General features: G+C 37.2%; 23 protein-coding genes. 15 read left to right on the forward strand and 8 right to left on the reverse strand.

The window, feature by feature from the left end; genetic code table 11:
- Positions 1 to 35 precede the first annotated feature (35 nt).
- The 3 genes from sfsA to radC are packed head-to-tail and all read left to right on the forward strand — an operon-like array spanning position 36 to position 2,387.
- Positions 36 to 752 (forward strand): DNA/RNA nuclease SfsA, encoded by a 717-nt coding sequence (gene sfsA, locus ACFIMA_RS04480; protein WP_375611922.1) that lies wholly within the window; start codon positions 36 to 38, stop codon positions 750 to 752.
- A complete protein-coding gene (gene map, locus ACFIMA_RS04485) occupies positions 745 to 1,575 on the forward strand; it encodes a type I methionyl aminopeptidase (RefSeq protein WP_375693135.1) in 831 nt (276 codons plus the stop codon). The genes sfsA and map overlap by 8 nt, the downstream gene beginning before the upstream one ends.
- A gap of 17 nt (positions 1,576 to 1,592) precedes the next feature.
- Positions 1,593 to 2,387: a DNA repair protein RadC gene (radC, locus tag ACFIMA_RS04490; RefSeq protein WP_375693134.1), complete on the forward strand. Its 795-nt coding sequence runs from the start codon at positions 1,593 to 1,595 to the stop codon at positions 2,385 to 2,387.
- Positions 2,388 to 2,443: 56 nt separating this feature from the next.
- Here the strand turns inward: radC and ACFIMA_RS04495 are convergent, their stop codons facing one another.
- The 4 genes from ACFIMA_RS04495 to ACFIMA_RS04510 all read right to left on the reverse strand — a co-directional run bounded on the left by ACFIMA_RS04495 (position 2,444) and on the right by ACFIMA_RS04510 (position 5,383).
- Positions 2,444 to 2,656, reverse strand: coding sequence for a DUF3126 family protein (locus tag ACFIMA_RS04495; RefSeq protein ID WP_375606888.1), 213 nt, complete (start codon positions 2,654 to 2,656; stop codon positions 2,444 to 2,446).
- Between the two features lie 618 nt (positions 2,657 to 3,274).
- Positions 3,275 to 4,048 (reverse strand): alpha/beta fold hydrolase, encoded by a 774-nt coding sequence (locus ACFIMA_RS04500; RefSeq protein WP_375611926.1) that lies wholly within the window; start codon positions 4,046 to 4,048, stop codon positions 3,275 to 3,277.
- Positions 4,045 to 4,557, reverse strand: a complete 513-nt coding sequence (locus tag ACFIMA_RS04505; protein ID WP_375632220.1) for a DUF192 domain-containing protein — start codon at positions 4,555 to 4,557, stop codon at positions 4,045 to 4,047. Before ACFIMA_RS04505 ends, ACFIMA_RS04500 begins: the two co-directional genes overlap by 4 nt.
- Positions 4,558 to 4,807: 250 nt before the next feature.
- On the reverse strand, positions 4,808 to 5,383 hold the full coding sequence (locus tag ACFIMA_RS04510; protein WP_273791031.1) for a cold-shock protein: 576 nt from the start codon (positions 5,381 to 5,383) through the stop codon (positions 4,808 to 4,810).
- Between the two features lie 323 nt (positions 5,384 to 5,706).
- Between ACFIMA_RS04510 and ACFIMA_RS04515 the strand changes: the two genes are divergently transcribed.
- From ACFIMA_RS04515 to ACFIMA_RS04535, 5 genes are all read left to right on the forward strand, one after another.
- A complete protein-coding gene (locus ACFIMA_RS04515) occupies positions 5,707 to 6,840 on the forward strand; it encodes an ABC transporter substrate-binding protein (RefSeq protein WP_375693133.1) in 1,134 nt (377 codons plus the stop codon).
- 112 nt (positions 6,841 to 6,952) lie between these two features.
- Positions 6,953 to 8,029 carry a branched-chain amino acid ABC transporter permease gene (locus ACFIMA_RS04520; RefSeq protein WP_375611928.1) on the forward strand — a complete coding sequence of 359 codons (1,077 nt, stop codon included), beginning with the start codon at positions 6,953 to 6,955 and terminating at the stop codon, positions 8,027 to 8,029.
- Positions 8,029 to 9,087: a branched-chain amino acid ABC transporter permease gene (locus tag ACFIMA_RS04525; RefSeq protein WP_375613416.1), complete on the forward strand. Its 1,059-nt coding sequence runs from the start codon at positions 8,029 to 8,031 to the stop codon at positions 9,085 to 9,087. Before ACFIMA_RS04520 ends, ACFIMA_RS04525 begins: the two co-directional genes overlap by 1 nt.
- Positions 9,084 to 9,866 (forward strand): ABC transporter ATP-binding protein, encoded by a 783-nt coding sequence (locus ACFIMA_RS04530; RefSeq protein WP_375652635.1) that lies wholly within the window; start codon positions 9,084 to 9,086, stop codon positions 9,864 to 9,866. Before ACFIMA_RS04525 ends, ACFIMA_RS04530 begins: the two co-directional genes overlap by 4 nt.
- A complete protein-coding gene (locus ACFIMA_RS04535; RefSeq protein WP_273791026.1) occupies positions 9,853 to 10,563 on the forward strand; it encodes an ABC transporter ATP-binding protein in 711 nt (236 codons plus the stop codon). The genes ACFIMA_RS04530 and ACFIMA_RS04535 overlap by 14 nt, the downstream gene beginning before the upstream one ends.
- A 94-nt stretch (positions 10,564 to 10,657) precedes the next feature.
- Here ACFIMA_RS04535 and gatA read toward each other — a convergent pair whose 3' ends face one another.
- Both gatA and gatC read right to left on the reverse strand, forming a co-directional pair.
- Positions 10,658 to 12,142 carry an Asp-tRNA(Asn)/Glu-tRNA(Gln) amidotransferase subunit GatA gene (gatA, locus tag ACFIMA_RS04540; RefSeq protein WP_375611931.1) on the reverse strand — a complete coding sequence of 495 codons (1,485 nt, stop codon included), beginning with the start codon at positions 12,140 to 12,142 and terminating at the stop codon, positions 10,658 to 10,660.
- Between the two features lie 31 nt (positions 12,143 to 12,173).
- On the reverse strand, positions 12,174 to 12,461 hold the full coding sequence (gene gatC, locus ACFIMA_RS04545; protein WP_375693132.1) for an Asp-tRNA(Asn)/Glu-tRNA(Gln) amidotransferase subunit GatC: 288 nt from the start codon (positions 12,459 to 12,461) through the stop codon (positions 12,174 to 12,176).
- A 148-nt stretch (positions 12,462 to 12,609) separates the two neighbouring features.
- Here gatC and ruvX point away from each other — a divergent pair, with 148 nt between their 5' ends.
- Positions 12,610 to 13,089, forward strand: coding sequence for a Holliday junction resolvase RuvX (gene ruvX / locus ACFIMA_RS04550; RefSeq protein ID WP_375611932.1), 480 nt, complete (start codon positions 12,610 to 12,612; stop codon positions 13,087 to 13,089).
- On the opposite strand, the gene ACFIMA_RS04555 is transcribed toward ruvX, so the two are convergent.
- Positions 13,074 to 14,693 carry an acyl-CoA dehydrogenase family protein gene (locus ACFIMA_RS04555; RefSeq protein WP_375693131.1) on the reverse strand — a complete coding sequence of 540 codons (1,620 nt, stop codon included), beginning with the start codon at positions 14,691 to 14,693 and terminating at the stop codon, positions 13,074 to 13,076. The two genes, ruvX and ACFIMA_RS04555, sit on opposite strands and share 16 nt — an antisense overlap.
- A gap of 125 nt (positions 14,694 to 14,818) precedes the next feature.
- On the opposite strand from ACFIMA_RS04555, the gene ACFIMA_RS04560 reads away from it, so the two are divergent.
- Genes ACFIMA_RS04560 through dprA form a run of 4 tightly spaced genes read left to right on the forward strand, consistent with a single transcriptional unit; the run spans position 14,819 to position 18,915 of the window.
- Positions 14,819 to 15,784, forward strand: coding sequence for an aspartate carbamoyltransferase catalytic subunit (locus ACFIMA_RS04560; RefSeq protein ID WP_375632216.1), 966 nt, complete (start codon positions 14,819 to 14,821; stop codon positions 15,782 to 15,784).
- On the forward strand, positions 15,781 to 17,082 hold the full coding sequence (locus tag ACFIMA_RS04565; protein WP_375693130.1) for a dihydroorotase: 1,302 nt from the start codon (positions 15,781 to 15,783) through the stop codon (positions 17,080 to 17,082). The genes ACFIMA_RS04560 and ACFIMA_RS04565 overlap by 4 nt, the downstream gene beginning before the upstream one ends.
- An 11-nt stretch (positions 17,083 to 17,093) precedes the next feature.
- Complete coding sequence (gene plsY, locus ACFIMA_RS04570) at positions 17,094 to 17,726, forward strand: glycerol-3-phosphate 1-O-acyltransferase PlsY (RefSeq protein WP_375613412.1); 633 nt, start codon at positions 17,094 to 17,096, stop codon at positions 17,724 to 17,726.
- The gene (gene dprA / locus ACFIMA_RS04575; protein ID WP_375632214.1) at positions 17,683 to 18,915 is read left to right on the forward strand and encodes a DNA-processing protein DprA; all 1,233 of its coding nucleotides are present in this window, start codon (positions 17,683 to 17,685) and stop codon (positions 18,913 to 18,915) included. The genes plsY and dprA overlap by 44 nt, the downstream gene beginning before the upstream one ends.
- Here the strand turns inward: dprA and ACFIMA_RS04580 are convergent.
- The gene (locus tag ACFIMA_RS04580) at positions 18,845 to 19,051 is read right to left on the reverse strand and encodes a hypothetical protein (RefSeq protein ID WP_005773510.1); all 207 of its coding nucleotides are present in this window, start codon (positions 19,049 to 19,051) and stop codon (positions 18,845 to 18,847) included. The genes dprA and ACFIMA_RS04580 overlap by 71 nt on opposite strands.
- 264 nt (positions 19,052 to 19,315) lie before the next feature.
- Between ACFIMA_RS04580 and topA the strand changes: the two genes are divergently transcribed.
- A complete protein-coding gene (topA, locus tag ACFIMA_RS04585) occupies positions 19,316 to 21,877 on the forward strand; it encodes a type I DNA topoisomerase (RefSeq protein ID WP_375693129.1) in 2,562 nt (853 codons plus the stop codon).
- 14 nt (positions 21,878 to 21,891) lie between these two features.
- A complete protein-coding gene (gene rnr / locus ACFIMA_RS04590) occupies positions 21,892 to 24,168 on the forward strand; it encodes a ribonuclease R (RefSeq protein WP_375650382.1) in 2,277 nt (758 codons plus the stop codon).
- Positions 24,169 to 24,408 lie beyond the last annotated feature (240 nt).

The raw sequence follows: 24,408 nt of genomic DNA on the forward strand, positions 1-24,408 counted from the left end.
GTTGAATTATGAAATCATAAATCCTAAAAAGGGATATGCACTTTATTCCCAAACTTTTTCCTGCAAAGCTTATCCGTCGTTATAAACGTTTCCTTGCAGATGTTCAACAAGATGATCAGCATGTCCTCACCGTGTCTGTACCTAATACAGGATCAATGCTTGGATTAACAGCTTTCAACACCAATATTTGGCTTTCTTATCATAACAACATCAAACGAAAATATGCCTATCAATTAGAAATTATTGAAGCCGATAATACTTTGGTTGGTATTAATACTTCTTTACCCAATAAACTTGCGTTAGAAGCAATTCAAAACGGATTACTACCAGAATTAAATGGATATAAAACAATTTTAAAAGAACAACGCTATGGGACACAATCACGAATTGACTTTCTTTTACGTGATGACATTCTTCCTGATTGTTACCTAGAAGTCAAAAATGTTCATTTTATTCGTCAGAAAGGATTAGCAGAATTTCCTGATAGCGAAACAAAACGTGGTGCACGTCACCTTGATGAGCTCATAGGAGTTGTACAACAAGGAAAACGAGCTGCTATGCTTTATATTATTCAACGAGAAGATTGCTCAGCTTTTACAATTTGTCATGATCTTGATCCACTCTATGGACGTAAGTTTGATTTAGCATTAAAATCAGGAGTAGAATGTTATGCTGTAAAGTGTCATGTAAGTGTAGAAGGCATTTTTCCGATTCAGAGAGTAAAAATAGAAAATAGAAGAAACAATGACTGAGTATATCGAATATAATAAAATCCCTTTAAAATTTAATGGAAAAATCCGCATTTTCGATGATTATGCTTTTGCTAAAATGCGTGAAGTTGGTCGTATTGCTGCAGAATGCCTTGATGCGCTTACAGATATTATTAAGCCGGGCGTTACTACGCAAGAAATAGATGATTTTGTATTTATTTTTGGAGCTAAGCGAGGAGCACTTCCTGCTGATCTAAATTATCATGGATACAGCCATTCATGCTGTACATCTATCAATCACGTTGTCTGCCATGGCATTCCCAATAAAAGGCCTTTGCAAGAAGGTGATATTGTAAATGTTGATGTAACCTTTATCCTTAATGGTTGGCATGGGGATTCAAGCCGAATGTATCCTGTTGGAAAAATTAGGCGTGCCGCAGAACGCTTGCTAAAAATAACCTATGAAAGTCTTATGCAAGGAATCGCTGTCGTTAAGCCTGGAGCAACGACAGGTGATATTGGGGCAGCCATTCAACAGTATGCAGAATCTGAACGCTGTTCAATTGTGAGAGATTTTTGCGGACATGGTATCGGCCAGCTTTTTCATGATGCTCCCAATATTCTCCATTATGGAAATCCTGGAGAAGGAGTTGAATTAAAACAAGGTATGATGTTTACAATTGAGCCTATGATTAACCTTGGTAAACCACAAGTTAAGATTTTATCTGACGGTTGGACTGCTGTTACCCGTGACCGCTCTCTGACAGCACAATATGAACATACAATTGGTGTTACAAATGAAGGGTATGAAATATTTACACAATCTCCTAAAAATATTTTTTATATTCCAAATTCCCATACCTAACGCAATGTAGAGATGTTATGGCTAAAAAATTAAATCAAAAGGAAGATACTCAAAGTAATCACTTTGCATTAACATCGAGTTCTCCACTCACCCCAGTATCAGAAAGAAAAAGTGAAGAGCCTCAGAAAAACGCACAGCTTCATAAACATTATCAAGGACATCGTGAACGTCTTCGGAAGCGCTATTTAAAGTCAAAAGGAAATGCAATCGAAGATTATGAATATCTTGAATTATTGCTTTTTCGCACAATCCCCCGCGCAAATACAAAACCCATAGCTAAAAATTTGATAGCACGTTTTGGTTCATTAGCTGATGTATTGGGAGCTGATATTCACCGGCTTCAAGAAGTTCAAGGATGTGGTCCCGCAACTGCAATTGATTTAAAAATTATCTCAGATGTTGCTGGACGTCTTGCTCGTGCACAATTATTTAAACGCGATATTTTTTCATCATGGGATAAAGTGTTAGCTTATTGTAAAGCTGTTATGGCTCACGAAACACGTGAACAGTTTCGTATTTTGTTTCTTGATAAGAAAAACGGCTTACTTGCTGATGAGGTGCAACAAACTGGAACCATTGATCATACCCCTGTTTATCCTCGTGAAGTTATTTCTCGAGCTTTAGAGTTATCCGCATCAGGACTGATTTTAGTCCACAATCACCCTTCTGGCGATTCCACACCATCTGACGCAGATATAACAATGACATACAGATTAAAAGACGCAGCAAATGCATTAGGCATTACTATCCACGATCACCTTATTATCGCACGAAATAACCACACGAGCTTTAAAGCATTAAAGCTTATATAAACCTTATATAAACCTTATAGGATGAAAAAAGGCTTCATTCAACGATGAATAACGAATCAATTTTCTAAGTCAATATCTAATATAGCCATTGAAAAATTATAGGACAGCTCATCTTCATCTTCATCTCGATAAATAATACCTAAAAACTCATCCCCCATATAAACCTCACAAGAATCATCCTTCTTAGGCCGTGCTTTGACGTGCAATGCTGAGTTTTGGAATATATTTTTTAAATAATTATTAAGTTTTTTTATTTCATCAGCATTCACTATACTCTCCTATTTTTTGAGACAATTAAAACAATTGCGTGTCATGCAAATAAGACACTCTTATGATTCTGTAAAGTCAGTAAAAAAGCATAATCTGAATATTTACTTAATATTACATATATTCACAACGTTCTTTATACATTCATAAAGAACGTTTACAAAAGGAGTCTATCATTATTAAATATACCCGTATAGATTAAAAAATGGCAAAAAAAACTGTATATTTTTAATAATTTTACTTTATCTCCAATTTTAGCATCTGTATTTAAAATGCATATTCGTAAGAATAAATTGATCAATAATTTATAAGTTTGTTTATTTTATAAAAAATACAAATAAAAATATTTTTTTATTTAAAACTACATTTTTTAGCAAAAAATATTTATTACATCATTCGAAAATAATTCTTTTTAATAACCTTTAAAGTATAATTATCTAATCTTAGAAGAATTACCTCTCTGGAAAATATACAAAATAAGCTAATAAGAGTTTATTTTTCTTTTCATTTTTTATAAAAACTTACGTCATAACAGAAAGATTTTTTAATAAGCTTTTTTCAATTTATACGAAATAAAAATATTGGGTATTTCTGTAAATTCTAAAAGCTATGAAGAGTTCTTATTTTATAGGATAACGAGAAAGAAAATCGATAACGCCTTTTTTATAAACTTTATCGCCTACAGCAAGCATATGATCTCGATCAGGAATTGATAAAGCTTCACCACAAGGCAACAAGGCTGCCAATGGCTCTGCATCACCGCCAATTTCATCTAATGAACCAACGGCAACAAGTGCTGGTTGTTTGATTTTGTAAACTTCAGACGCCGTTAACTCCTGTTTTGATGTAATGATACAAGCAGCAAGAGCACGCCTATCGCTTTTCGTTTGATCTGCAAATTTACGGAACATTAAACCGCGCGTATTGGTAATAGTGGAAATATCTTCTGCTAAAAGGGCCTCAGCAACGGGCTCCCAATTTCCTGCTCCCGTCACCATACCAATACCTAAACCACCAAAAATAACACTGTGTACATATGTTGGATGCAAAAGAGCCATGAAAGCACTAATACGAGCCCCCATAGAATATCCCATAACATGGGCTTTAGATAACTCTAAATGCTGCAGTAACTTTACTGCGTCGCCAGCCATAGCTTGAGGTGTATAAAAGATAGGATCATAACTTTTAACTGAATCTCCGTGACCGCGATTATCAAGAGCAATAACACGATATCCTGCTTCAGTGAGAATACGAAACCAACCCGTTGCATACCAATTCACCCGTGCAGAAGATCCAAAACCATGGATCAACAAAATAGGCGCGCCCTGCCCTTCTTCTCGATAAGCAAATCGCAAACCATTATATTCAAAAAAACGAATATCTTCAGCGGTCATTTTTTATTGCACTTTCCACAAAGTACAGGATGAATAACACGTTGTCCTTTTTGTATCTGTTTTTCAGAAACTTCACCAGCATTAATTTCAAGTGCAAAAGCTGCAGGAACTTCTGATGAAATGGTATTTGTTGAAAATGGAGAAGTATTTTCAATAATCGATACAATAATTCCCTCAGAGTTTAAGAAAATCATATCTAAAGGTAAAGGCGTATTTGCCATCCACATAAAAATTTTCTGCTCATCTCCCGATGGATAACTTTTTTGCTGCTTAAAGAGCATTGCACGATCGCGTGGAAAATCAGTTCGATACATTAAACCAGCTGCTGCTTGAGATGGCGTAAAAGCAATCTCTACCTTATAAAAAACCGGACCTTGCTTTGTATGTATTTCTAAAGGAATCGGATGCACAGGAATCTCTATGGGCTCCTTTGCTACAACAACACGCATATCTAACATAAAAAGCATCACCAATAAAACAATATACCCCTTTTTAAAAGGCTTTAACATTCTTGTCTCCACCACAGAAAAATTTTAAATTTTGTTTCTAAAATAAAAAGTACCAGAGTTTAAAAGTCAAAAAAAAGAGGATTGCTTCCTTGTTATTTTCTAGTTTTTTTCAACGTAATATGCGAAATTTTCTTCATTTGGTTTATGGATTAACGAGAGCCATATTTTCTTTAAAAATCTACCTCTATAGCAATTTACGGAATAACCATCTTTAAAAATATAGAAAACACACTGATTTCACTCGTGAAATTCAATGCGTAGCTAAAGGAATGCCTATGTCCGGATAAATCTCTGCTGTCATTAAACCTTTTTCTCCTTTACCAAAACGTACAAGAACAACTTGACCGGAACGAAGCTCTGCTAAACCAAAACGGCGCAATGTTTCCATATGAATAAAAATATCTTCTGTTCCTTGCCCTCGGCTAAGAAAACCGTATCCTTTGTCACGATTAAACCATTTAACAATTGCTCGTTCTAGTCCACTTTCTGGAGTAACAACAACATGGGTACGGGCAGGAACTTCTGATGGATGAATTGCTGAAGAACAATCTATGGATTTCACCTGAACGCACTTTAACCCTCGTTCAGTTTTTTCCACAGCACAAATGACTTTAGCTCCCTCTAAAGCTGTTTGAAAACCATCCCTTCGCATTACCGTAACATGCAATAATATATCTGGAAAATGAGGTAAATCAGGTACAATAAATCCATACCCCTTACTACCATCAAACCACTTAATGACACCACTGATTTCGATAATCTCCCCACAAGCACCTATACTATCCTCAGATGGGGAACAATCCTTTAATGCATCCTTACTCGTCATAATAACGTGATCCTGTAGCTTGTAAATTGTACGATATTGATTCTCTAGGTTTAAGTAAACATTGCTCTTGTATCAACACGCAAGCCCCAAGATAAGATTTCCCCACATTGTCGTATCTTCCATGTTAATGTCAGAGAATATCAACATGAATATTTATAAAACTATTTGATTGTACACTTTACATACCTTACAAGAAGTGCCCTACAAAAGAGGTCATATAAAAGTTTTTTTACATAATGATATTTTGATTAATGTGTAACTTGCATGATGAAGAAGTTCAATATAAGGTGAAAAAACGACAATTCAATTAAGGAAAATGCGCAATGCAATTGAAGAAAATCCTTACGATAATCGCAGCATTTATGGCATTTACAGCAAATGTTTATGCGAGTGAACCTATTAAGATTGGTGTTTATCTTCCATTAAGTGGTCAAAATGCATTTGGAGGTCAGCTTGAAATTAGAGGTATAGAATTAGCCCATAAAAAAGTTCCAGAAATTTTAGGACGTAAAGTGGAACTTGTTATTATTGATAATAAATCTGATAAAGTAGAAGCGGCTAATGCTGTTATGCGTTTAACAGCAAGTGAAAAAGTGAGGGGAATCATTGGTAGCTATGGTTCTTCACTTTCGTTAGCAGGTGGTGAAATATCTGAAAAGGCAAAGACTCCAACCATTGCAACGTCCTCAACAAGTCCCCTTGTTACACAGGGTAAAAAATATTACTTTCGTGCTTGCTTTATTGATTCCTATCAAGGAGTAGGAATCGCAACTTATGTAAGCCAAACTTTACACGCAAAAAAGGCTGCTATCCTTAAAGATATTTCAAGCGATTATGCTATTGGTCTTGCAAGTTATTTTACGCGTGCTTTCAAAAAATTAGGTGGTGAAGTTATCTCAAATTTAAATTATAATTCTGGAGATCAGGACTTTTCAGCTGTTCTCACGCAAATTATCGCCCAGAAACCTGATATCTTATTCATTCCATCTTACTTTTCTGAAGGTGCTATCATCATGAAACAAGCACGAGAATTAGGGGCTAAATTTCAAATTATGGGTGGAGATGCTATGGATAATCCAGAAACCATTACGATTGCAGGAAAAGCTGCAGAAGGTTTCTTACATACGACACTTCCCTATAGTGAGGATATGCCAAATATGTCAGTAGCTGCGCAAGAATTCACAAAAGAATGGAAAAAAGCTTACCCAGACAAAGAGCCAAATATCAATTCTGTTTTGGGATACACGAGTTATATGATGTTCATGAAGGCTATTGAAAATGCTGGTAGCACTGATCGTGAAAAAATTACTATCGCACTTAGCCAATTAAAAGATTTTCCTACCCCCTTTGGGGATATGTCAATGGATGAAAATCATAACCCTAAAATTCCTATTGGTATCATTAAAATACAGGATGGAAAACGTGTTTATTTAGAAGAAGTTAAACCTGCTTTTTAATTAAAAAGTTTTACTTACTAAAATGCAAGAATTGGTTGAGGATTTTTTTCTCAACCAAATTTAGAAATTTCTTATTGTCCTATGTAAATTAACAAATGTGGAAGGATGAGAGATGAGCACTGAAATGTTCATCCAGTACTTTTTTAATGCACTGGCATTGGGATCTCTTTATGGGCTTATTGCTATTGGCTACACCATGGTCTACGGTATACTGAGACTCATTAATTTTGCTCACGGTGATATCTTTATGCTGGGAGCATATTTTGTTTTCTTTTCCACAATTGGCTTTATGCCTGCTTGGGCAGCTTTTCTTCTTTTGTTCCTTGCTGCTCTTGTTTATTATTCGGTCTTTATAGGCTTTAAAAGGCGTCCTCCAATTTATTGGATTGCTGCTTTTTTAATTCTTGCGCTAGGATTTGTTTATTATTTTAAAATTTCCCCGCAAGACTTTACACCGATTTGGGTTTTAGCTCTTTGTTTTTCCATTTTTATTACAAGTGCTGTGGGTGTTGCTGTTGATCAATTTGCTTATAAACCTCTACGCCATGCTCCGCGTATTTCGGCACTTATCGGTGCAATTGGTGTTTCTTTTTTTATTGAAAATCTTGCTACTGTACTCTTTAGTGGTGTTCCGAAAGGTGTACAACAGCCAGACTTTCTTGTAACACCATTTTTATGGCATCTAGGATCAGGAGCAGATGGTATCATCAGAATTGCTCCCATGTCTCTGATCGTTCCCTTTGTGTCATTAATTCTTATTTTATTACTGTTATGGATTATCCATAAAACAAAACCGGGTCTTGCTATGCGCGCAATCTCCCATGATATTGAAACAACACGTTTGATGGGTGTGTCTGTCAATAAAGTTATTGCGTTTACATTTGGAATAGGCTCAGCTCTTGCCGCCATAGCTGGCATTATGTGGTCTTTACGTTATCCTCAAATTCAGCCTTATATGGGTGTTCTTCCTGGTCTCAAAGCATTTATCGCTGCTGTTATCGGAGGTATTGGTTCGATACCAGGTGCAATGTTGGGAGGATTATTATTAGGGTTTATTGAAATTATGATTATCGCATTTTTCCCCGCGCTATCTGGATATCGAGATGCCTTCGCTTTCATTTTATTGATTCTGATTCTATTGATATTGCCCACAGGATTAATGGGTAAAAGAAATCAGGAGAAAATCTAATGGCAAAGTCAGCGACAACTGTTTTATCGTGTATAAGTGTTTTAGTTCTCATAGGTTTTTTATTTTATGCTGATAGCCATTTTAATGACTATACGCTTCGTATCATCAATCTGATTGCTATTAATGCGATATTGGCAATTTCGCTTAATTTGATTTACGGTTTCACAGGTATGTTTTCTCTTGGACATGCTGGATTTATGGCTATTGGTGCTTATGTTTGCGCAATTTTACTTCTTTCCCCTGAACAAAAAGAAATGATGTGGATTCTTGAGCCTATTGCTGAACCATTATATCATTTGCAGTTACCTTTTTTTATCGCTGTTGTCGTAAGTGGTTTGTGTGCTGCTGTTGTAGGTTTATTAATTGCTTTACCAATATTGCGTCTTGGTGGCGATTATCTTGGAATTGCAACATTAGGTTTTGCGGAAATTATTCGCATTGTCATTACGAACGCAACATCGCTCACAAATGGCTCTTTGGGAATCAAAGGAATACCTCAAAATGCAACATTATGGTGGAACTATGGTTGGCTAGCATTTACAGTTCTCTTTATTGTCCTCTTACTGCAAAGCAATACTGGTAACGTATTACGTGCTATCCGTGATGATGAAATAGCTGCGAAAACTATGGGAATTAATGCTTTTTTCTACCGTAGTTTTTCCTTTACTGTTGGAGCATTTTTTGCAGGTATAGGTGGCGCATTAATGGCGGCTCTTATTTCAACCATTGATCCAAAAATGTTTAATTTTCTTCTGACTTTTAATATTTTAATGATTGTTGTTGCTGGTGGTCTCGGTTCAATTACAGGGAGCATTATTGGCAGCATTATTATTACAGTCATGCTTGAATGGCTTCGTATTATTGAAAGTCCATTTGACTTAGGTTTTATACATATTCCAGAAACCCCAGGGCTTCGTATGGTTGTTTTTTCTCTTTTATTGCTGGTAATTATCTTGTTTTGGAGAAAAGGGTTAATGGGACAACGAGAATTTTCATGGAATGGAATTTATAGCTTTTTGACACGCAAAAAGCTTTCTAATACTGAGGGAAAGCTATGAGCGACAATATCCTTTCACTCAATAATATTGTAATGCGTTTTGGCGGATTAGTTGCTGTAAATAATGTTAATATGGCAATTAAACGAGGAAGTATTACTGGATTAATTGGTCCCAATGGTGCTGGAAAAACAACAGTTTTCAATATGATTTCTGGATTTTATGCTCCTACAAGCGGCATCATTCTTTTTGATGAGAAAAAAATTTCTGGAGCGTCTCCTTATATTATCTGTAGAAGCCATATTGCCAGAACATTTCAAAATATTCGTCTTTTCTCAGGGTTAACGGTTTTGCAGAATGTTATGGTAGGAGCGCATGTTCGACAAAAATATCCTTGGTTTTCTTCAGCTCTCTTTTTTTCAAAAGCAATAAAAGAAAAGAAGGAAGTTTATAAAAATTCCTTGGAGCTCCTTGAACAGCTACAACTTGATCATCTTGCCAATCAATCGGCAACAGCTTTACCTTATGGTGTGCAACGACGTCTAGAAATTGCACGTGCGTTAGCCACAAAGCCCAAATTGCTTCTTCTTGATGAACCTGTTGCTGGCATGAATCCACAAGAAAGTGAAGATCTTAGAAAATTCATAGCAAAAGTGCAAAAAGACTTTGATCTTACAATTCTTCTTATTGAGCACGATATGAAAGTGGTTATGGGGCTTTGCCAACATATTTTGGTTATGGAATATGGCTGTTGCATTGCCAGTGGTACACCAGATGAAATTCGTAATAACCCTAAAGTTATTGAAGCTTATCTTGGCGGAGATGTTTATGGATATTCTTAAAATAAAAAATCTTTACGTTCATTATGGCGCCATTAAAGCTGTCCAAAATCTTTCTATGTCCATAAAGCGGGGCAGTATTGTCACTTTAATTGGAGCCAATGGTGCAGGAAAAAGCAGTATTGTACGTTCTATTACAGGGCTTAATCGCTCTGTTTATGGAGAAATTACCTATAATGGCAAATCTATTATTAAAAAATCACCAGAAGAGATTTTGCGATTAGGGATTGCTCTAAGCCCTGAAGGACGACGTATCATGCCCCATCTCACTGTTTTAGAGAATCTTCATCTAGGCGCTTATATTCGTCACGATAAGCAGGGAATTTCCCGTGATATTGAATGGATATTTGACCTTTTTCCACGCCTACGTGAAAGAGCAAAACAGTTGGGAGGAACAATGTCAGGTGGTGAACAACAGATGGTTGCTGTGGGCCGTGCACTCATGAGCAATCCTGATATGGTCATATTAGATGAACCCTCGTTGGGGTTAGCACCACTTCTCGTTCGAGAAATTTTTTCGATTATTCGAAAAATTAATGATATGGGGAAAACTGTTCTTCTTATTGAACAAAATGCATTTGCTGCACTTTCCATAGCTGACTATGCTTATATTTTAGAGGTAGGACATATTTTATTTCACGGTGAAGGAAAAACTATGCTCTCTGATTCGCGTGTTAAAGAAGCCTATCTTGGTGGGTAAGACTACGAATTAAGGAAATAGAGCTCATCCCTCCACCATTTAAAAGAGCATTTCTCATTAAGGATGAGAAATGCTCCTTTGTGAATTTTGACTATTACATCCACCATTTTTCTGCACTGAATATTCCTGCTTCTTGTTCAATAATGTGCGCTATCTGAAAAATGACTTCTTCAGAAAAAGGTTTACCAATCAATTGCAATCCTAGAGGTAAACCATTTGATGACAGACCAGCAGGAACAGAAATTCCTGGTAATCCAGCCATATTAACTGGTACAGTAAAAATATCATTAAGATACATTGCTACAGCATCATTTTTTATTTTTTCATCAGCAATACCAAAAGCAGATGTTGGTGTTGCTGGTGTCAAAATAGCATCAATGCCTGAAGCAAAACATTGATCAAAATCACGTTTTACGAGTGTTCTTACTTTTTGAGCTCTTAAATAACAGGCATCATAATAACCTGATGAAAGAACATAAGTCCCAACCAAAATGCGCCGTTTGACTTCATCACCAAAACCAACAGAACGCGTATTTTCATACATCTCAATGATGTCTTTCCCAGGCATGCGCAAACCAAAACGCACACCATCATAACGCGCTAAATTAGAAGAGGCTTCTGCAGGAGCTATAATGTAATAAGAAGGTAGAGCATATTTTGTATGGGGCAAAGAAATATCTTTAATCTCAGCACCTGCTTCTTTTAACCAATTTATTCCTTTTTGCCAAAGCTCAATAATTTCTGGAGACATTCCATCCACATGATATTCTTTTGGAATACCGATTTTCATTCCTTTGATTGATTGACCAAGATAACTTTCATAATCAGGAACTGGTAAATTGACGGAAGTAGAATCTTTTTCATCAAAAGAGGCCATTGATCTGAGTAAGATAGCACAATCACGAACATCTCTAGCAACAGGTCCAGCTTGATCAAGAGATGAAGCAAACGCGACAACGCCCCATCGCGAACAACGTCCATAAGTTGGCTTTATTCCCACAGTTCCAGTAAAAGCTGCTGGTTGACGTATTGAGCCACCTGTATCGGTTGCAGTTGCACCAGCACAAATTTGTGCAGCAACAGCGGCTGCGGATCCCCCCGAAGAACCACCGGGTACGAGTTTTTCATTTGAGCCTTTTTTTCTCCATGGACTAATAACGGGACCATAATATGATGTTTCGTTGGATGAGCCCATAGCAAACTCATCCATATTAAGTTTTCCTAACATCACAGCACCATCTTGCCATAAATTAGCCGTGACAGTTGATTCATAGTGCGGTTTAAAACCATCAAGGATATTTGAACAGGCTTGAGTATGAACACCATAGGTTGCAAAAAGATCTTTAATCCCCAAGGGAATTCCTTCCAAAAGCCCTCCCTGCCCTTTCGCTAAGCGACTGTCTGATTCAGCAGCCATTTTCATTGCCTGTTCTGCTGTTATTGTTACATAAGCATTCAAAGTTGGATTCGCCAACTCTATTGCTTGTAAATAAGCTTCCGTTAATTCTGTTGCTTTGAGATTTTTCTTTGTTAGAGCATCACGAGCTTGCGCAATTGTGAGAGTTGTTAAATCAGTCATATTGGTTCTCAAATTTCAAAAATATAAAAAGTTACTCAACAATTTTTGAGACAAGAAAAAAATTTTCTTCTGTAACAGGGGCATTGGCTACAATATCTGCTGCTTTATCGCCATCTGTAACACTATCTTCACGCATTCGTAGAGTCATCGGTATCACAGATGTTAATGGCTCAACTCCACTGACATCAACTTCATTCAATTGCTCTACAAAACCTAAAATAGCATTGAATTTTTTTGTCACAGGTTCTATCTCATCATCGTGGAGGGCAATCCTTGCTAAATGTGCTATCCGCTTGACTGTCTCTTGATCAACAGACATACTCTTTACGCCTTTCTGCTTTTTTGTTTATTTATTTGATCTTTATTCTGGCTATACAAGGCTGCACTTGTAAGTGCAAGAATATTAGATAACATGAATAAAGAATATAACTATAGATCTGAAACATTAAAAAACGTATTATACCTTTATGACTGTTATTAATATAGATGAAGTTATAAAACATCTTTTGCCTAGACAAACAATAGCAGGCTTAGATTTAGGGACAAAAACTATCGGAATTGCGATTTCTGATATGGGGCTGACTGTCTCAAATCCGCGTCCTGTACTACAGCGAAAAAAATTTACAGAAGATGCTTACACACTTATTAAAATTTTTGACCGTGAAAATGTAGGCGTTATTATCATTGGCTTACCTCTTAACATGAATGGAAGCAGTGGCTCTCGTGTTCAAGCAACCAGAGCTTTTGTGAGCAATATGAAAGCTTATACAAAAATTCCATTTGTTTTTTGGGACGAACGTTTATCAACAATTGCTGCGGAACGGTCTCTTTTAGAAATGAATGTATCGCGCGCTAAAAGAGCAAGCCGTATTGATTCGGCAGCCGCCGCTTTTATATTGCAAGGTGCTCTCAATAGAATTCAAAACTTTCATCATATGGAAGGATAGAGAACATTGAGCAAATGCCCTGCATTATATCGTGCAATGAGCATCCCGTAAGAAGATCTCCATTGTCCCCCAAGGCGGCTTTCCATATAGGCATTCGCAACATGTTCTATGTCTGTAGAACGTAATGCTGCTGCTGCTGCTGCATAAGCTACTTGTTCAACAAAAAATCTTCCTGCACCTTCATTTGCTGATGCCATATCACCTGCTGACTTAATAATTTCAATTGCTCGGGGTCCCGCTGGTCCAATATCAAGAGCAATTTTTTCCAACAATTTCTGAAACAATCCCGGTGCTTTTTCAGCAATAAGAATGGCATCCTTTACCAATTGATTAGCAGAACTATTTCTCACAATTCGCGCAGGCCCATTATGCAACATTTGTGATAATGGATTATTCTCTATAAAACTTTCAATACCAAGTTGTGCAATAATTTCACCAACAATAGGCACAACCAATTGACTTACATGATAAGCAATAATAGGTGTCATAATGCGGGCAAAAGCCGCTTCAGAACGGTCATTTGCTGCATTGTCAAATGCTCTCGCTAAACGCAAAACCAATGCTTGTGAGGCAGCTATATCTAATGCAATATCTGCAAAAATACGTTCTGTCAGTGGAGGTAACGGCTGATTGGGCATTTTTTTCCGGAAAAAATCCATACCAAATTGAAGAGCCGCTCGTAAAACACCTGCCGATATGACAGATTGATCGAAACGCATCATCGTCTCGATATCTTTAATAACTTTAAGCCCTTCTCCAGCATTTCCCAAAAGCCAGCCATAACTGCCTTGGAAGTCGACAACCCCCTCTGGTGTTAAAAGTTCTCCAGATCGCTGAATTAAATGACGAATCGATATAGATCCATTTAATGCGCCATTTTCTTGTATGCGTGGAATAAAAAAACAACTTAAATGACCATCTAAATCTGCACTAACAAGATATCCGTCAGCGGTAGGATTAATAACGTTGGTTTTTAGAACATTTAAACGATATAGATCACGTTCCATACTTTCATCGAAAGAAATTTTCTTAACACTTGGAAAATTGAAAGCGTATTTTTCAATATCGTCAAATGCACAAGTTAGAGAAGCAGCCTTTTTATGATGAATAGGCTTTGATGAGGAATCATATTGGCGTGATAAAAGTACATTTTGCCATTTTTTGAAGAGCTCAATATCACTAATTAAAACAGCAATAGCTGCACTCGTTATGATAACTTCATTCAAATGTCCTGTTTCTAAACCAGCAGATAAAGCTAAACGAATCGCACGCGCTTGATAGCGTACTCCATTTTCTGAGCTCGTATTTTCCCAAAGCGAGGTAACCAAACCTGCTTGTCTAGAATATTGTTGAAGAGCTTGATAGGAAGAATGGATCTCTAATCTTTCTGTTGGTTGCCCCCATTCATCATTATAGCATAGTAAAGGCTTATAATGATTCGCTAAGCAAGAAAGTTTCCATGCTTCTCGACTCGCGGCAAAATCCCCTATTTCTTCAAAACTTGCTAACAAAAACTTAGGCAAAGTAGAAGCAATACGAAACATAAGCGTATCGCTAAGAAATGTATTTTTTCGACGAGTATTTTGCGCAGATACAGCACTCATAGGTATATTCCTACATTCAAATCATTCATATCATAGACTATTTGTCTTTTTAGAGTTAAGAAACATTTATCATATTCAAACAAATGCTTGTTTAACCTGTTTAGAGAGAGATAAAGAAGAATGCTATGATGCAAGATAATTTTTTCCCACTTTTCCCTCATCAACATCTTTTAGCTATTAAAGATCTGAGTGTACAAGATCTTAATACATTGCTTGATCGTGCAGAAGCAAATATTATCCTTTCTAACAAAATTGATAAAATAAAATCTACTTTGCATGGACGGACTCAAATTAATCTCTTTTTTGAAGCCTCTACGCGAACACAATCTTCTTTTGAATTAGCGGGTAAAAGGCTAGGTGCACACGTGATGAGTCTTGCGATCGGCAACTCATCTGTAAAAAAAGGAGAAACATTACTTGATACAGCTATAACTCTCAATGCGATGAAGCCAGATATACTGGTTTTTCGCCATAACAGTGCAGGAGCGGCAGCTTTATTAGCACAAAAAGTTGATTGTTGTGTTATTAATGCAGGTGATGGTGCTCATGAACATCCAACCCAAGCTTTATTAGATGCTCTAACCATTAAAAGGGCAAAAGGTCGTATTGAAGGATTAACTGTTGCGATTTGCGGAGATATCTTACACTCACGTGTTGCCCGTTCCAATATCCTGTGTCTCAATGCTTTGGGTGCTCGTGTTCGTGCTGTTGCTCCCTCAACACTCTTACCCGCAGAAATCGCTCATATGAGTGTTGAGGTTTTTAACACGATGAAAGAAGGTCTTAAAAATGCTGACGTTATCATGATGTTGCGCTTACAGCATGAACGGATGACAGGCTCTTTTATTCCCTCTACGCGTGAATATTTCCATTATTTTGGCTTACATAAAGAAAATTTAGCCTATGCCAAAAATGATTCTATTATTCTGCATCCTGGCCCATTAAACCGTGGTGTAGAGATTGCATCCGATATAGCAGATGGACCACAAAGTATGATTCATACGCAAGTAGAAATGGGAATTGCAGTGCGTATGGCTGTCATGGAGGCTCTATTAGATTCACGCGCAAAGATCAGTGGAGAAAAAAAATGATAAAACCAGTTGTTTTTCAAAATGCTCGTATTATTGATCCTTCGCGCGCAATCGATGAAATTGGTACAGTTATTGTTGAAAATGGACGAATTATAGCCGCTGGAAAAGAAGCTCTGAATCAGGGATTCCCTGAAGAAGCAGAAGTTATTAACGCACAAAACAAAGCAATTCTCCCTGGACTTGTTGATGCGCGCGTTTTTGTTGAAGAATTAGGGAATGAACATTGTGAAACAATTACATCAGCAAGTTACGCGGCCGCAGCAGGTGGTATTACTTCCTTTCTTATGATGCCAAACACGCATCCAGTTATTGATAATGTAGCACTCGTTAAATTTATTACGCATACAGCACAGGAAATCTCATTGGTCAATATTTATCCCGTTGCTTCAATCACACAAGGTTTCAACGGACAAGAAATAACCGAATTTGGTTTGCTCAAAGATGCTGGAGCCGTTGCCTTTAGTGAAGGAAAAAAAACACTTCAAAATTCATCTGTTATGCGGCGTGCAATGACTTATGCACGCGATTTTGATGTTCCATTGATGCATGAAACGCAAGATAAAGATCTTACAGGGCAAGGTGTGATGAATGAAGGACTGCTTGCCAGTTGGCTTGGTCTTTCTGGCATCCCTCGCGAAGCAGAAGTTATCCCACTTGAAAGAGATCTACGTTTAGCAGCATTAACGCAAACACGCTATCATGCCGCTCAAATATCGACAGCACTCTCTGCTGATGCACTTCGTTTAGGTAAAAAACGCAGTGAGAAAATTTCAGCGGGTGTATCTATTAATCATTTATCTTTCAATGAAAATGACATTGGACAATATCGCACTTCTTTTCGCTTAATGCCCCCATTGCGTACAGAAGAAGACCGTGTAGCAATGATTGAAGCAATAAAGGATGGGATTATAGATGTTATTGTCTCTTCTCATGATCCTCAGAGTATCGACACAAAACATTTACCATTTAATGACGCGGCAATTGGCGCTATTGGTATGGAGACCTTATTGAGCGCAGCCTTACGTCTTTATCATAATGAGAGCCTATCCCTTCTACGGATAACGGAACTTTTGTCAACGGCGCCTGCAAAGCTCTTTGGACTCAATGCAGGAACACTCAAAAAAGGGGCTCATGCAGACCTTATTGTGGTTGATCTTGAAGAACCATGGGTTGTTTCGAAAGAGAAGCTCTATTCACGTTCAAAAAATACCCCTTTTGAGAATGCACGTTTTCAAGGACGCGTGCTCCAGACCTTTGTGAAAGGGAAAAACGTTTTTAAACTTGATCAACAAATTTAATGAGATTCTTAATGAATGAAGCAGAAATATTTTTTCAATCCACTCCATGGTTTATTTTCCTCATATCTTATCTCATTGGCTCGATTCCATTTGGGCTTCTTTTTACGAAATTGTTCAAAATTGGTGATATAAGAACAATCGGTTCAGGCAATATTGGAGCAACAAATGTTTTACGAACAGGAAATAAAAAGCTTGCTGCTCTAACACTTCTTTGTGATATGTTGAAAGGAACTATCGTTGTTTTCGTTATAAAGTTTTTTAGTGATCCGCTAGACAATAGTATCCTTGTTTCTCTAGCAGGCTTTTTTGTTTTCTTAGGACATCTTTTCCCCGTATGGCTTAAATTTAAAGGTGGCAAAGGTGTTGCTACCTATCTAGGAGTCTGCTTAGGAATCTATTGGCCTGCAGCAATTATTTTTATTATTGTATGGAGTGCGATTTTTCTCCTCATGCGTTATTCTTCATTATCTGCGCTTATTGCTGTTACGATCACACCGATATTTGTTTTTTATTTTTCCGCTTCTTATTTCTATTGTATGCTGATTGTGATGAGCGTATTTGTGTTTATAAAACATTCTGCAAATATCGGTAGATTATTAATTGGGGAAGAAAGTAAGATTGGTACGCAACACGGAGATAAATAAAGGAATCCTGCTTACTGATCATCAACGTCTAAGCTGGTTACGGTTATTGCGCAGTGAAAATATTGGAGCTGTTAGTTTTCGCAATCTCATTGATCATTATAAAACAGCAGAAAATGCTCTGGCAGCACTGCCAGAGCTTAGTAGAAAAGGTGGTGGTTCTGTATCTATTAAAATAGCAAGCTTAGAAGATGCAGAAAAAGAAATGCAAGAAGCTGAAAGATTAGGTGTCCGGTTTATCGGTATGGGAGAACCAGATTATCCAGCATTTCTTAAGGTTACAGAAGCCCCTCCGCCGCTTATTGCTATCAAAGGTAATGTTTCAATTTTTCAAAAAACTTCTATTGGAATTATAGGTTCTCGAAATGCTTCAGCTGCGGGAAAAAAGCTTACAGCTCAATTTGCGCGTTTTCTCGGAGAAGCAGACTTTGTAACAATTTCTGGGCTCGCTCGTGGAATTGATAGCGTTGCGCATCAAGCAAGTTTAAAAACAGGAACTGTTGCAGTCATGGCGGGAGGAATTGATCATATCTATCCTCCTGAAAATAAAAAGTTGCATGAAGATATTATTGCCAACGGTGGAGCCATCATCAGCGAAATGCCCATTTCTTGGAAGCCGCGTGCTATCGATTTTCCAAGAAGAAACCGTATTATTGCAGCTCTATCACTTGGTCTCTTGGTTGTAGAGGCAGCCCTGCGCTCAGGGTCCTTAATTACCGCACGTCAAGCAGCTGAAATGGGACGGCTAATTTTTGCCATTCCCGGTTCTCCACTTGATCCAAGATCTGTTGGTACAAACAATCTTATCAAAGACGGTGCTCTACTCACCACACATCCTTCTGACATTATAGAAACACTTACGCCATTAATTTCACCGCTTCCAAATTCGCAACTCAATTTTTTTGAGGAACCATCCTCCTTACAACTTGAAAAGGAGAATTTTAATTTAGCAGATGAAAAAAACAGCGATCTCTCTTTAGCAGATGATGATGCAGCACGTGCAGCAGTTCTCTCCGCTCTTTCAACAACGCCAATCGATTTAGACACACTCAGTATCCACTCAGGTGTTTCACTCCCAGCTCTCTACCTCTTGTTGGTAGAACTCGACCTTGCTGGAAAGCTTATTCGACACTCTGGTGGTTGTGTGTCATTGTCGAATCTTGATCTTCCCCAAGAGCTTCAGCACTATTAATAATGCTTTGCCCTTCTTTGGCAACCATATCCAAAAGCAATGCTAAAAGCGGACTGTGCGCCTGACGTGCCATCTGATTCATTTGCTTTGACATGTCTGTAATATATTGGATAACTTTTAAATGATTTATAAACATAATCCTCTATCCTTGAGCATTTCCCCTCCTACCTCTCAATAGACGTTATCTTAGTATTTCGCCGTATGTTTTTGTAATAACAGTGGAAAATAAATCGTGTAATTCTATATAGGGTGTACTCTAATAATGACAATCATAAGTTGTACAATATTCATGTTTTTTATATGGCTAATATTTTTTTATGTGCTCTTAAGCAATTGGCATTAGCTATTCGCGTAAAAGGCGTTTATAAAAAAATTTTTATTTCAATATTTGGGTAAAATTATGAATATCGTTATCGTTGAATCTCCAGCAAAAGCAAAAACAATTAATAAATATCTTGGGTCTCAATACAAAGTTGTCGCATCATTTGGACATGTTCGTGATTTGCCTGCAAAAGATGGTTCTGTTTTACCGGATCAAGATTTTTCTATGAAATGGGATATAGATTCTGCTGCCGCTAAACGTTTAAATGAAATAGCAAAAGCCGTTAAAGAAGCCGATAGCCTTATATTAGCAACAGACCCTGATCGTGAAGGGGAAGCTATTTCATGGCATATTCTGGATGTTCTCCGTCAAAAAAAAGTTTTAAAAGATAAACCTATTAAAAGAGTTGTCTTCAATGCCATCACCAAAAAGTCTGTGCTTGATGCTATGAACAATCCACGTGATATTGATACATCACTTGTAGATGCTTATCTTGCACGTCGCGCTCTTGATTATCTCGTTGGTTTTACACTTTCACCTGTTTTATGGCGTAAACTCCCTGGTGCGCGTTCAGCAGGACGGGTTCAATCGGTTGCTTTGCGTATTATTTGTGATCGTGAATCAGAAATAGAACATTTTATCAAAGAAGATTATTGGTCCATTACAACACAGTTAAAAACCATCCGAAATGATAGTTTCCAAGCAAGATTGACAATGTTTAATCAAAGAAAAATAGGCAAGCTTGATATTCAATCTCAAGAACAAGCAGACCAAATTCGCTTTATGCTGGAGAAAGCTCAATATCATACACTCAGTGTTGAAGCAAAACCTACAAAGAGAAATCCTTTTCCTCCATTTACAACCTCTACACTACAACAAGCAGCTTCTTCAAAACTAGGTTTTTCAGCTTCTCGCACTATGCAAATTGCCCAAAAGCTTTATGAAGGCATTGAAATTAATGGTGAAACGGCAGGGCTTATTACTTATATGCGTACCGATGGTGTGCAGATAGCACCAGAGGCTATTGATTCAGCACGAAAAGTTATTCATGAAACTTTCGGAAAAGACTATATTCCTGAAAAGCCACGTTTTTATTCAACAAAGGCAAAAAATGCACAGGAAGCACATGAAGCGATCCGCCCAACAGATTTTCAACGCAATCCTAGTCAAGTCCGTAATTTTCTCGATAGCGATCAAGCAAAGCTCTATGATCTGATATGGAAGCGTGCCATTGCCAGCCAAATGCGCTCTGCTGAAATTGAACGTACAACTGTTGAAATTGAAGCACAGACAGGAGAAAACTGTGCAAATCTACGGGCAACAGGATCTGTTATTCGCTTTGATGGCTTTATTTCCGTCTACACGGATCAACGAGACGAAGAAAATAATGAAGAAAATGAAACAACACGTTTACCACAAATAAACACTGGTGAAGCACTTACAAAAGAAAAAGTTGAATCTGTACAACATACCACAGAACCCCCTTCTCGTTATTCTGAAGCTTCATTAATTAAAAAGCTTGAGGAGTTAGGAATTGGTCGTCCTTCAACTTATGCATCCACATTGGCGACATTGTGTGACCGTGGATATATTGTCATTGATAAACGAAAGCTTATTCCCGATGCCAAGGGACGTATTGTTACGGCCTTTCTTGAAAATTTTTTTAATCGCTATGTAGAATATGGTTTCACAGCAGATCTTGAAGAAAAGCTGGATCTTATCTCTGACGGCAAACTTTCTTGGAAAGACGTATTGCGAGATTTTTGGGATGGATTTAATGCATCTATTAGCAATATCCAAGAACTCCGTATAACCAATGTTCTTGATGCTTTAAATGTAACATTAGCACCTCTCGCCTTTCCTGAACGCGAAGATGGAAGTGATGTGCGTTCCTGTCCTCTTTGTAAAAATGGTCAATTATCATTAAAACTTGGGCGTTATGGTGCTTTTGTTGGCTGTTCCAATTATCCCGAATGTAAATACACACACCAACTTGGTACAGATACTGGAGAAGAGAATGAAGCTGTACGCAATGATGAACCTGTTATACTTGGTATTGACCCTGAAACAGGAAAAGAGATCTCTCTTCGTAATGGCCGGTTTGGTCCCTATATTCAACTTGGTGAAAGCAAAGAAGTTAAGCGTGCAGGATTACCAAAAGAATGGCAGGCAGAAAATGTAACCCTTGATAAAGCCTTGGCTTTACTATCCCTTCCCCGTGAAATTGGCATTCATCCTGAAACCGGAAAAACAATCACGGCTACGATTGGACGATATGGTCCCTATCTTAGCCATAATGGAAAATCTGCGCGCCTTCTTCATACAGATGAAGTTTTTGATATTGGTATCAATCGTGCTGTTACAGTATTAGCAGAACAACAAGAAAACAAAACCAGGCAAAGCAGAACAACACCTGAAGCATTGGCAACATTAGGAGAGCATCCCGAAGGAGGAACCATTACCGTGCGCAACGGGCGTTATGGTCCTTATGTCAATTGGGGTAAAATTAATGCAACATTGCCAAAAGATAAAGATCCCATTAGTGTAACACTTCCAGAGGCACTAGAACTTATATCGGCTAAAGCATCGAGTAAAAAAACAACTTCAAAAAGAGCTTCTTCTAAAACAAAAGCAAAATAAAAGAGACATAAATTTTGGCTAAAGGTGAAAAAAACATAAAATATCTCTCTTCATTCAAGGGGAAAACTTTTCCCAATAAGGAAGCAATCCTTTCCTTTATAATTGAGAATCCTAACCACTCAAGTAAACGAGAAATCGCTAAAGCTTTTAACTTAAAAGGCGATTCTCGTATCTGGCTTAGAGATATGTTACGTGAGTTAAAGGATCAAAATCTCATATCTAAACACCACAAAAGAGCAATAAACAAAGGAAAATTACCCCCTGTTTCTTTAGTAAAAATTAGTGGACGTGATAAAGATGGAAGTTTTATTGCACAACCTCTTGAATGGGAAGATTCTCCAAAGCCCAATATTGAAATACACTCTTTTCATCACATAACAGGAAGTAATATTGGTGTTGGAGATCATATTCTTGTAAAAGTTTTTCGAAATAAAAATTCTGAAAGCTCAAGCCATCCTTATACGGGACGAATTATTCGTAAAATTGATGTATCTCCCAAAAGCGCATTTGCTATTGTACGAAAATTGGAAAATAATCAATGGCGCCTTGATCCTATAGACCGCAAAACCAATGAACTCATTGTTGAAATGTCTCCAGAAATGAAGATTCAAATTGGTGATCTCGTTGAAGTCGAAATAAAAAAAAATACTGGTTACGGATTAAAGAGCGCAAAAATAAAGAATGTTTTAGGGCACATTAAGAGTGAGAAAACACTCTCAATGATAGCGCTTCTTTCGAAAGGAATTCCTTATATTTTTCCTGAAAGTGTTCTTGAGCAAGCCAAACATATCAAAGCTGCCAATATGGATAATCGTGAAGATTGGCGACAATTACCCTTTATTACAATTGATCCACCAGATGCAAAAGACCATGATGATGCAGTTTATGCAACCAAGGATAAGGATCCAGCAAATAATGATGGTTGGATTATTATTGTAGCCATTGCAGATGTTTCTTATTATATCAAAACAGGAAGTGCTTTAGATAAAGAAGCATTGAAACGTGGAAATTCTGTTTATTTTCCCGATACCGTTGTGCCAATGTTACCTGAACGCCTTTCTCATGATTTATGTTCTCTGCGTGAAGGAAAAGAAAGACCAGCTTTAGCCGTTCGTATGATTTTTGATGCAAACGGTAATAAACGAAAACATAGTTTTCATCGTACTATGATTCGTGTAAGAGCCAAACTTTCTTATCAAGAAGTACAATTGGCAATTGAAGGTAATATAAATGAAAAAATAACCCCTCTTTTTGAGAGCATTTTGCACCCCTTATGGGAAGCCTATGCATGCCTTAAAGCTGCGCGAAATCGTCGCCAACCACTAGAATTAGAAATTGCAGAAAAAAAGATTATTCTTGATCAAAATGGATGCATAAAAGATGTTGTGAGTGAACCACAACTAGAAGCGCATCGTTTAATTGAAGAGTTTATGATACAAGCTAATATTGCAGCTTCTGAAACATTAAAACAACATCACCAGCCGCTCATTTATCGTATTCATGAAAAACCTTCTCTTGCTAAGCAAGAAATACTTCGGAGCTTTCTTCAAAGTTTGGGGATACCACTCTCCCGCGGAAGCGAACTTACCTCAGCGCGCCTTAATAGAATTTTAGAAAAGGTCGCTCATACTCAACAACAAGAACTAGTCAATCAAGTTATTTTGCGTTCACAATCACAAGCAGAGTACAACCCTAAAAATAGTGGCCATTTTGGTTTAAATTTGCAGAACTATACACATTTTACATCACCAATCCGTCGTTATGCTGATCTCATTATTCATCGAGCACTCATTAAAGCTCTCAAATTAGGAAATGATCAATTAACAGATACACAAGAACAAAATCTTGCAGAAATTGCTACGCAAGTTTCTTTATACGAACGCCGTGCAATGATGGCTGAAAGAGAAACGATTGATCGGCTTGTTGCTCACTATTTAACGAATAAAATCGGTCGTATTTTTACAGGCCGCATTTCCGGAGTTACAAAAGCAGGTCTTTTTATCTCACTTGATAAACTCAATACAGATGGTTTTGTCCATATTTCTACACTTAAAAATGATTATTATCATTTTGATGAAGCACAACATGTTCTTGTAGGACAGCGTAGCCATAAAGGCTATCAGCTCAGTGATGTTGTAGAAGTAAAACTTATAACGGTACAACCTTTTGCTGGCGCTTTATGCTTTGAACTGTTAACAAAACCTCGTCCAATAAAATTTTCACCGACATCCTACCATAAAAACAAATTAAAAAAACAAAAGTATACTTTTTATGGGAAAAGAAAAAATTAATCTTCTTGCCCTCCATTGAATATATATGAATAATAAATTCAATTTAAGAAATGACTTATATTATATAATATTTATATATACAATCTTATTTCTTTAGTATACAAGAGGATAAATTTTATTGTTAAGTCTATAATAACCATATAAAAATCTTGCAGTTTTTTATACTTAGAAAATGAGAGAAACTGCAAAGGATAGTTTTGGCTCCCTTTCATTTCAGCTCATCTTTTCATTGTTTAAATA

The sequence above is a fragment of the Bartonella sp. AP88HLJMH genome (genome assembly GCF_042195605.1).
Taxonomy (GTDB): domain Bacteria; phylum Pseudomonadota; class Alphaproteobacteria; order Rhizobiales; family Rhizobiaceae; genus Bartonella.

What these genes read in the sequence shown, in the direction of transcription:
- ACFIMA_RS04500 (WP_375611926.1), bottom strand. Translation starts at nt 4,048, where the DNA reads ATGACCGCTGAAGATATTCGTTTTTTTGAATATAATGGTTTGCGATTT.
- ACFIMA_RS04565 (WP_375693130.1), top strand. Translation starts at nt 15,781, where the DNA reads ATGATAAAACCAGTTGTTTTTCAAAATGCTCGTATTATTGATCCTTCG.
- ACFIMA_RS04580 (WP_005773510.1), bottom strand. Translation starts at nt 19,051, where the DNA reads ATGTTTATAAATCATTTAAAAGTTATCCAATATATTACAGACATGTCA.
- ACFIMA_RS04515 (WP_375693133.1), top strand. Translation starts at nt 5,707, where the DNA reads ATGCAATTGAAGAAAATCCTTACGATAATCGCAGCATTTATGGCATTT.
- ACFIMA_RS04555 (WP_375693131.1), bottom strand. Translation starts at nt 14,693, where the DNA reads ATGAGTGCTGTATCTGCGCAAAATACTCGTCGAAAAAATACATTTCTT.
- topA (WP_375693129.1), top strand. Translation starts at nt 19,316, where the DNA reads ATGAATATCGTTATCGTTGAATCTCCAGCAAAAGCAAAAACAATTAAT.
- ACFIMA_RS04505 (WP_375632220.1), bottom strand. Translation starts at nt 4,557, where the DNA reads ATGTTAAAGCCTTTTAAAAAGGGGTATATTGTTTTATTGGTGATGCTT.
- ACFIMA_RS04520 (WP_375611928.1), top strand. Translation starts at nt 6,953, where the DNA reads ATGAGCACTGAAATGTTCATCCAGTACTTTTTTAATGCACTGGCATTG.
- ACFIMA_RS04510 (WP_273791031.1), bottom strand. Translation starts at nt 5,383, where the DNA reads ATGACGAGTAAGGATGCATTAAAGGATTGTTCCCCATCTGAGGATAGT.
- ACFIMA_RS04535 (WP_273791026.1), top strand. Translation starts at nt 9,853, where the DNA reads ATGGATATTCTTAAAATAAAAAATCTTTACGTTCATTATGGCGCCATT.
- sfsA (WP_375611922.1), top strand. Translation starts at nt 36, where the DNA reads ATGCACTTTATTCCCAAACTTTTTCCTGCAAAGCTTATCCGTCGTTAT.
- map (WP_375693135.1), top strand. Translation starts at nt 745, where the DNA reads ATGACTGAGTATATCGAATATAATAAAATCCCTTTAAAATTTAATGGA.
- ACFIMA_RS04560 (WP_375632216.1), top strand. Translation starts at nt 14,819, where the DNA reads ATGATGCAAGATAATTTTTTCCCACTTTTCCCTCATCAACATCTTTTA.
- ruvX (WP_375611932.1), top strand. Translation starts at nt 12,610, where the DNA reads ATGACTGTTATTAATATAGATGAAGTTATAAAACATCTTTTGCCTAGA.
- radC (WP_375693134.1), top strand. Translation starts at nt 1,593, where the DNA reads ATGGCTAAAAAATTAAATCAAAAGGAAGATACTCAAAGTAATCACTTT.
- gatA (WP_375611931.1), bottom strand. Translation starts at nt 12,142, where the DNA reads ATGACTGATTTAACAACTCTCACAATTGCGCAAGCTCGTGATGCTCTA.
- ACFIMA_RS04530 (WP_375652635.1), top strand. Translation starts at nt 9,084, where the DNA reads ATGAGCGACAATATCCTTTCACTCAATAATATTGTAATGCGTTTTGGC.
- gatC (WP_375693132.1), bottom strand. Translation starts at nt 12,461, where the DNA reads ATGTCTGTTGATCAAGAGACAGTCAAGCGGATAGCACATTTAGCAAGG.
- plsY (WP_375613412.1), top strand. Translation starts at nt 17,094, where the DNA reads ATGAATGAAGCAGAAATATTTTTTCAATCCACTCCATGGTTTATTTTC.
- ACFIMA_RS04525 (WP_375613416.1), top strand. Translation starts at nt 8,029, where the DNA reads ATGGCAAAGTCAGCGACAACTGTTTTATCGTGTATAAGTGTTTTAGTT.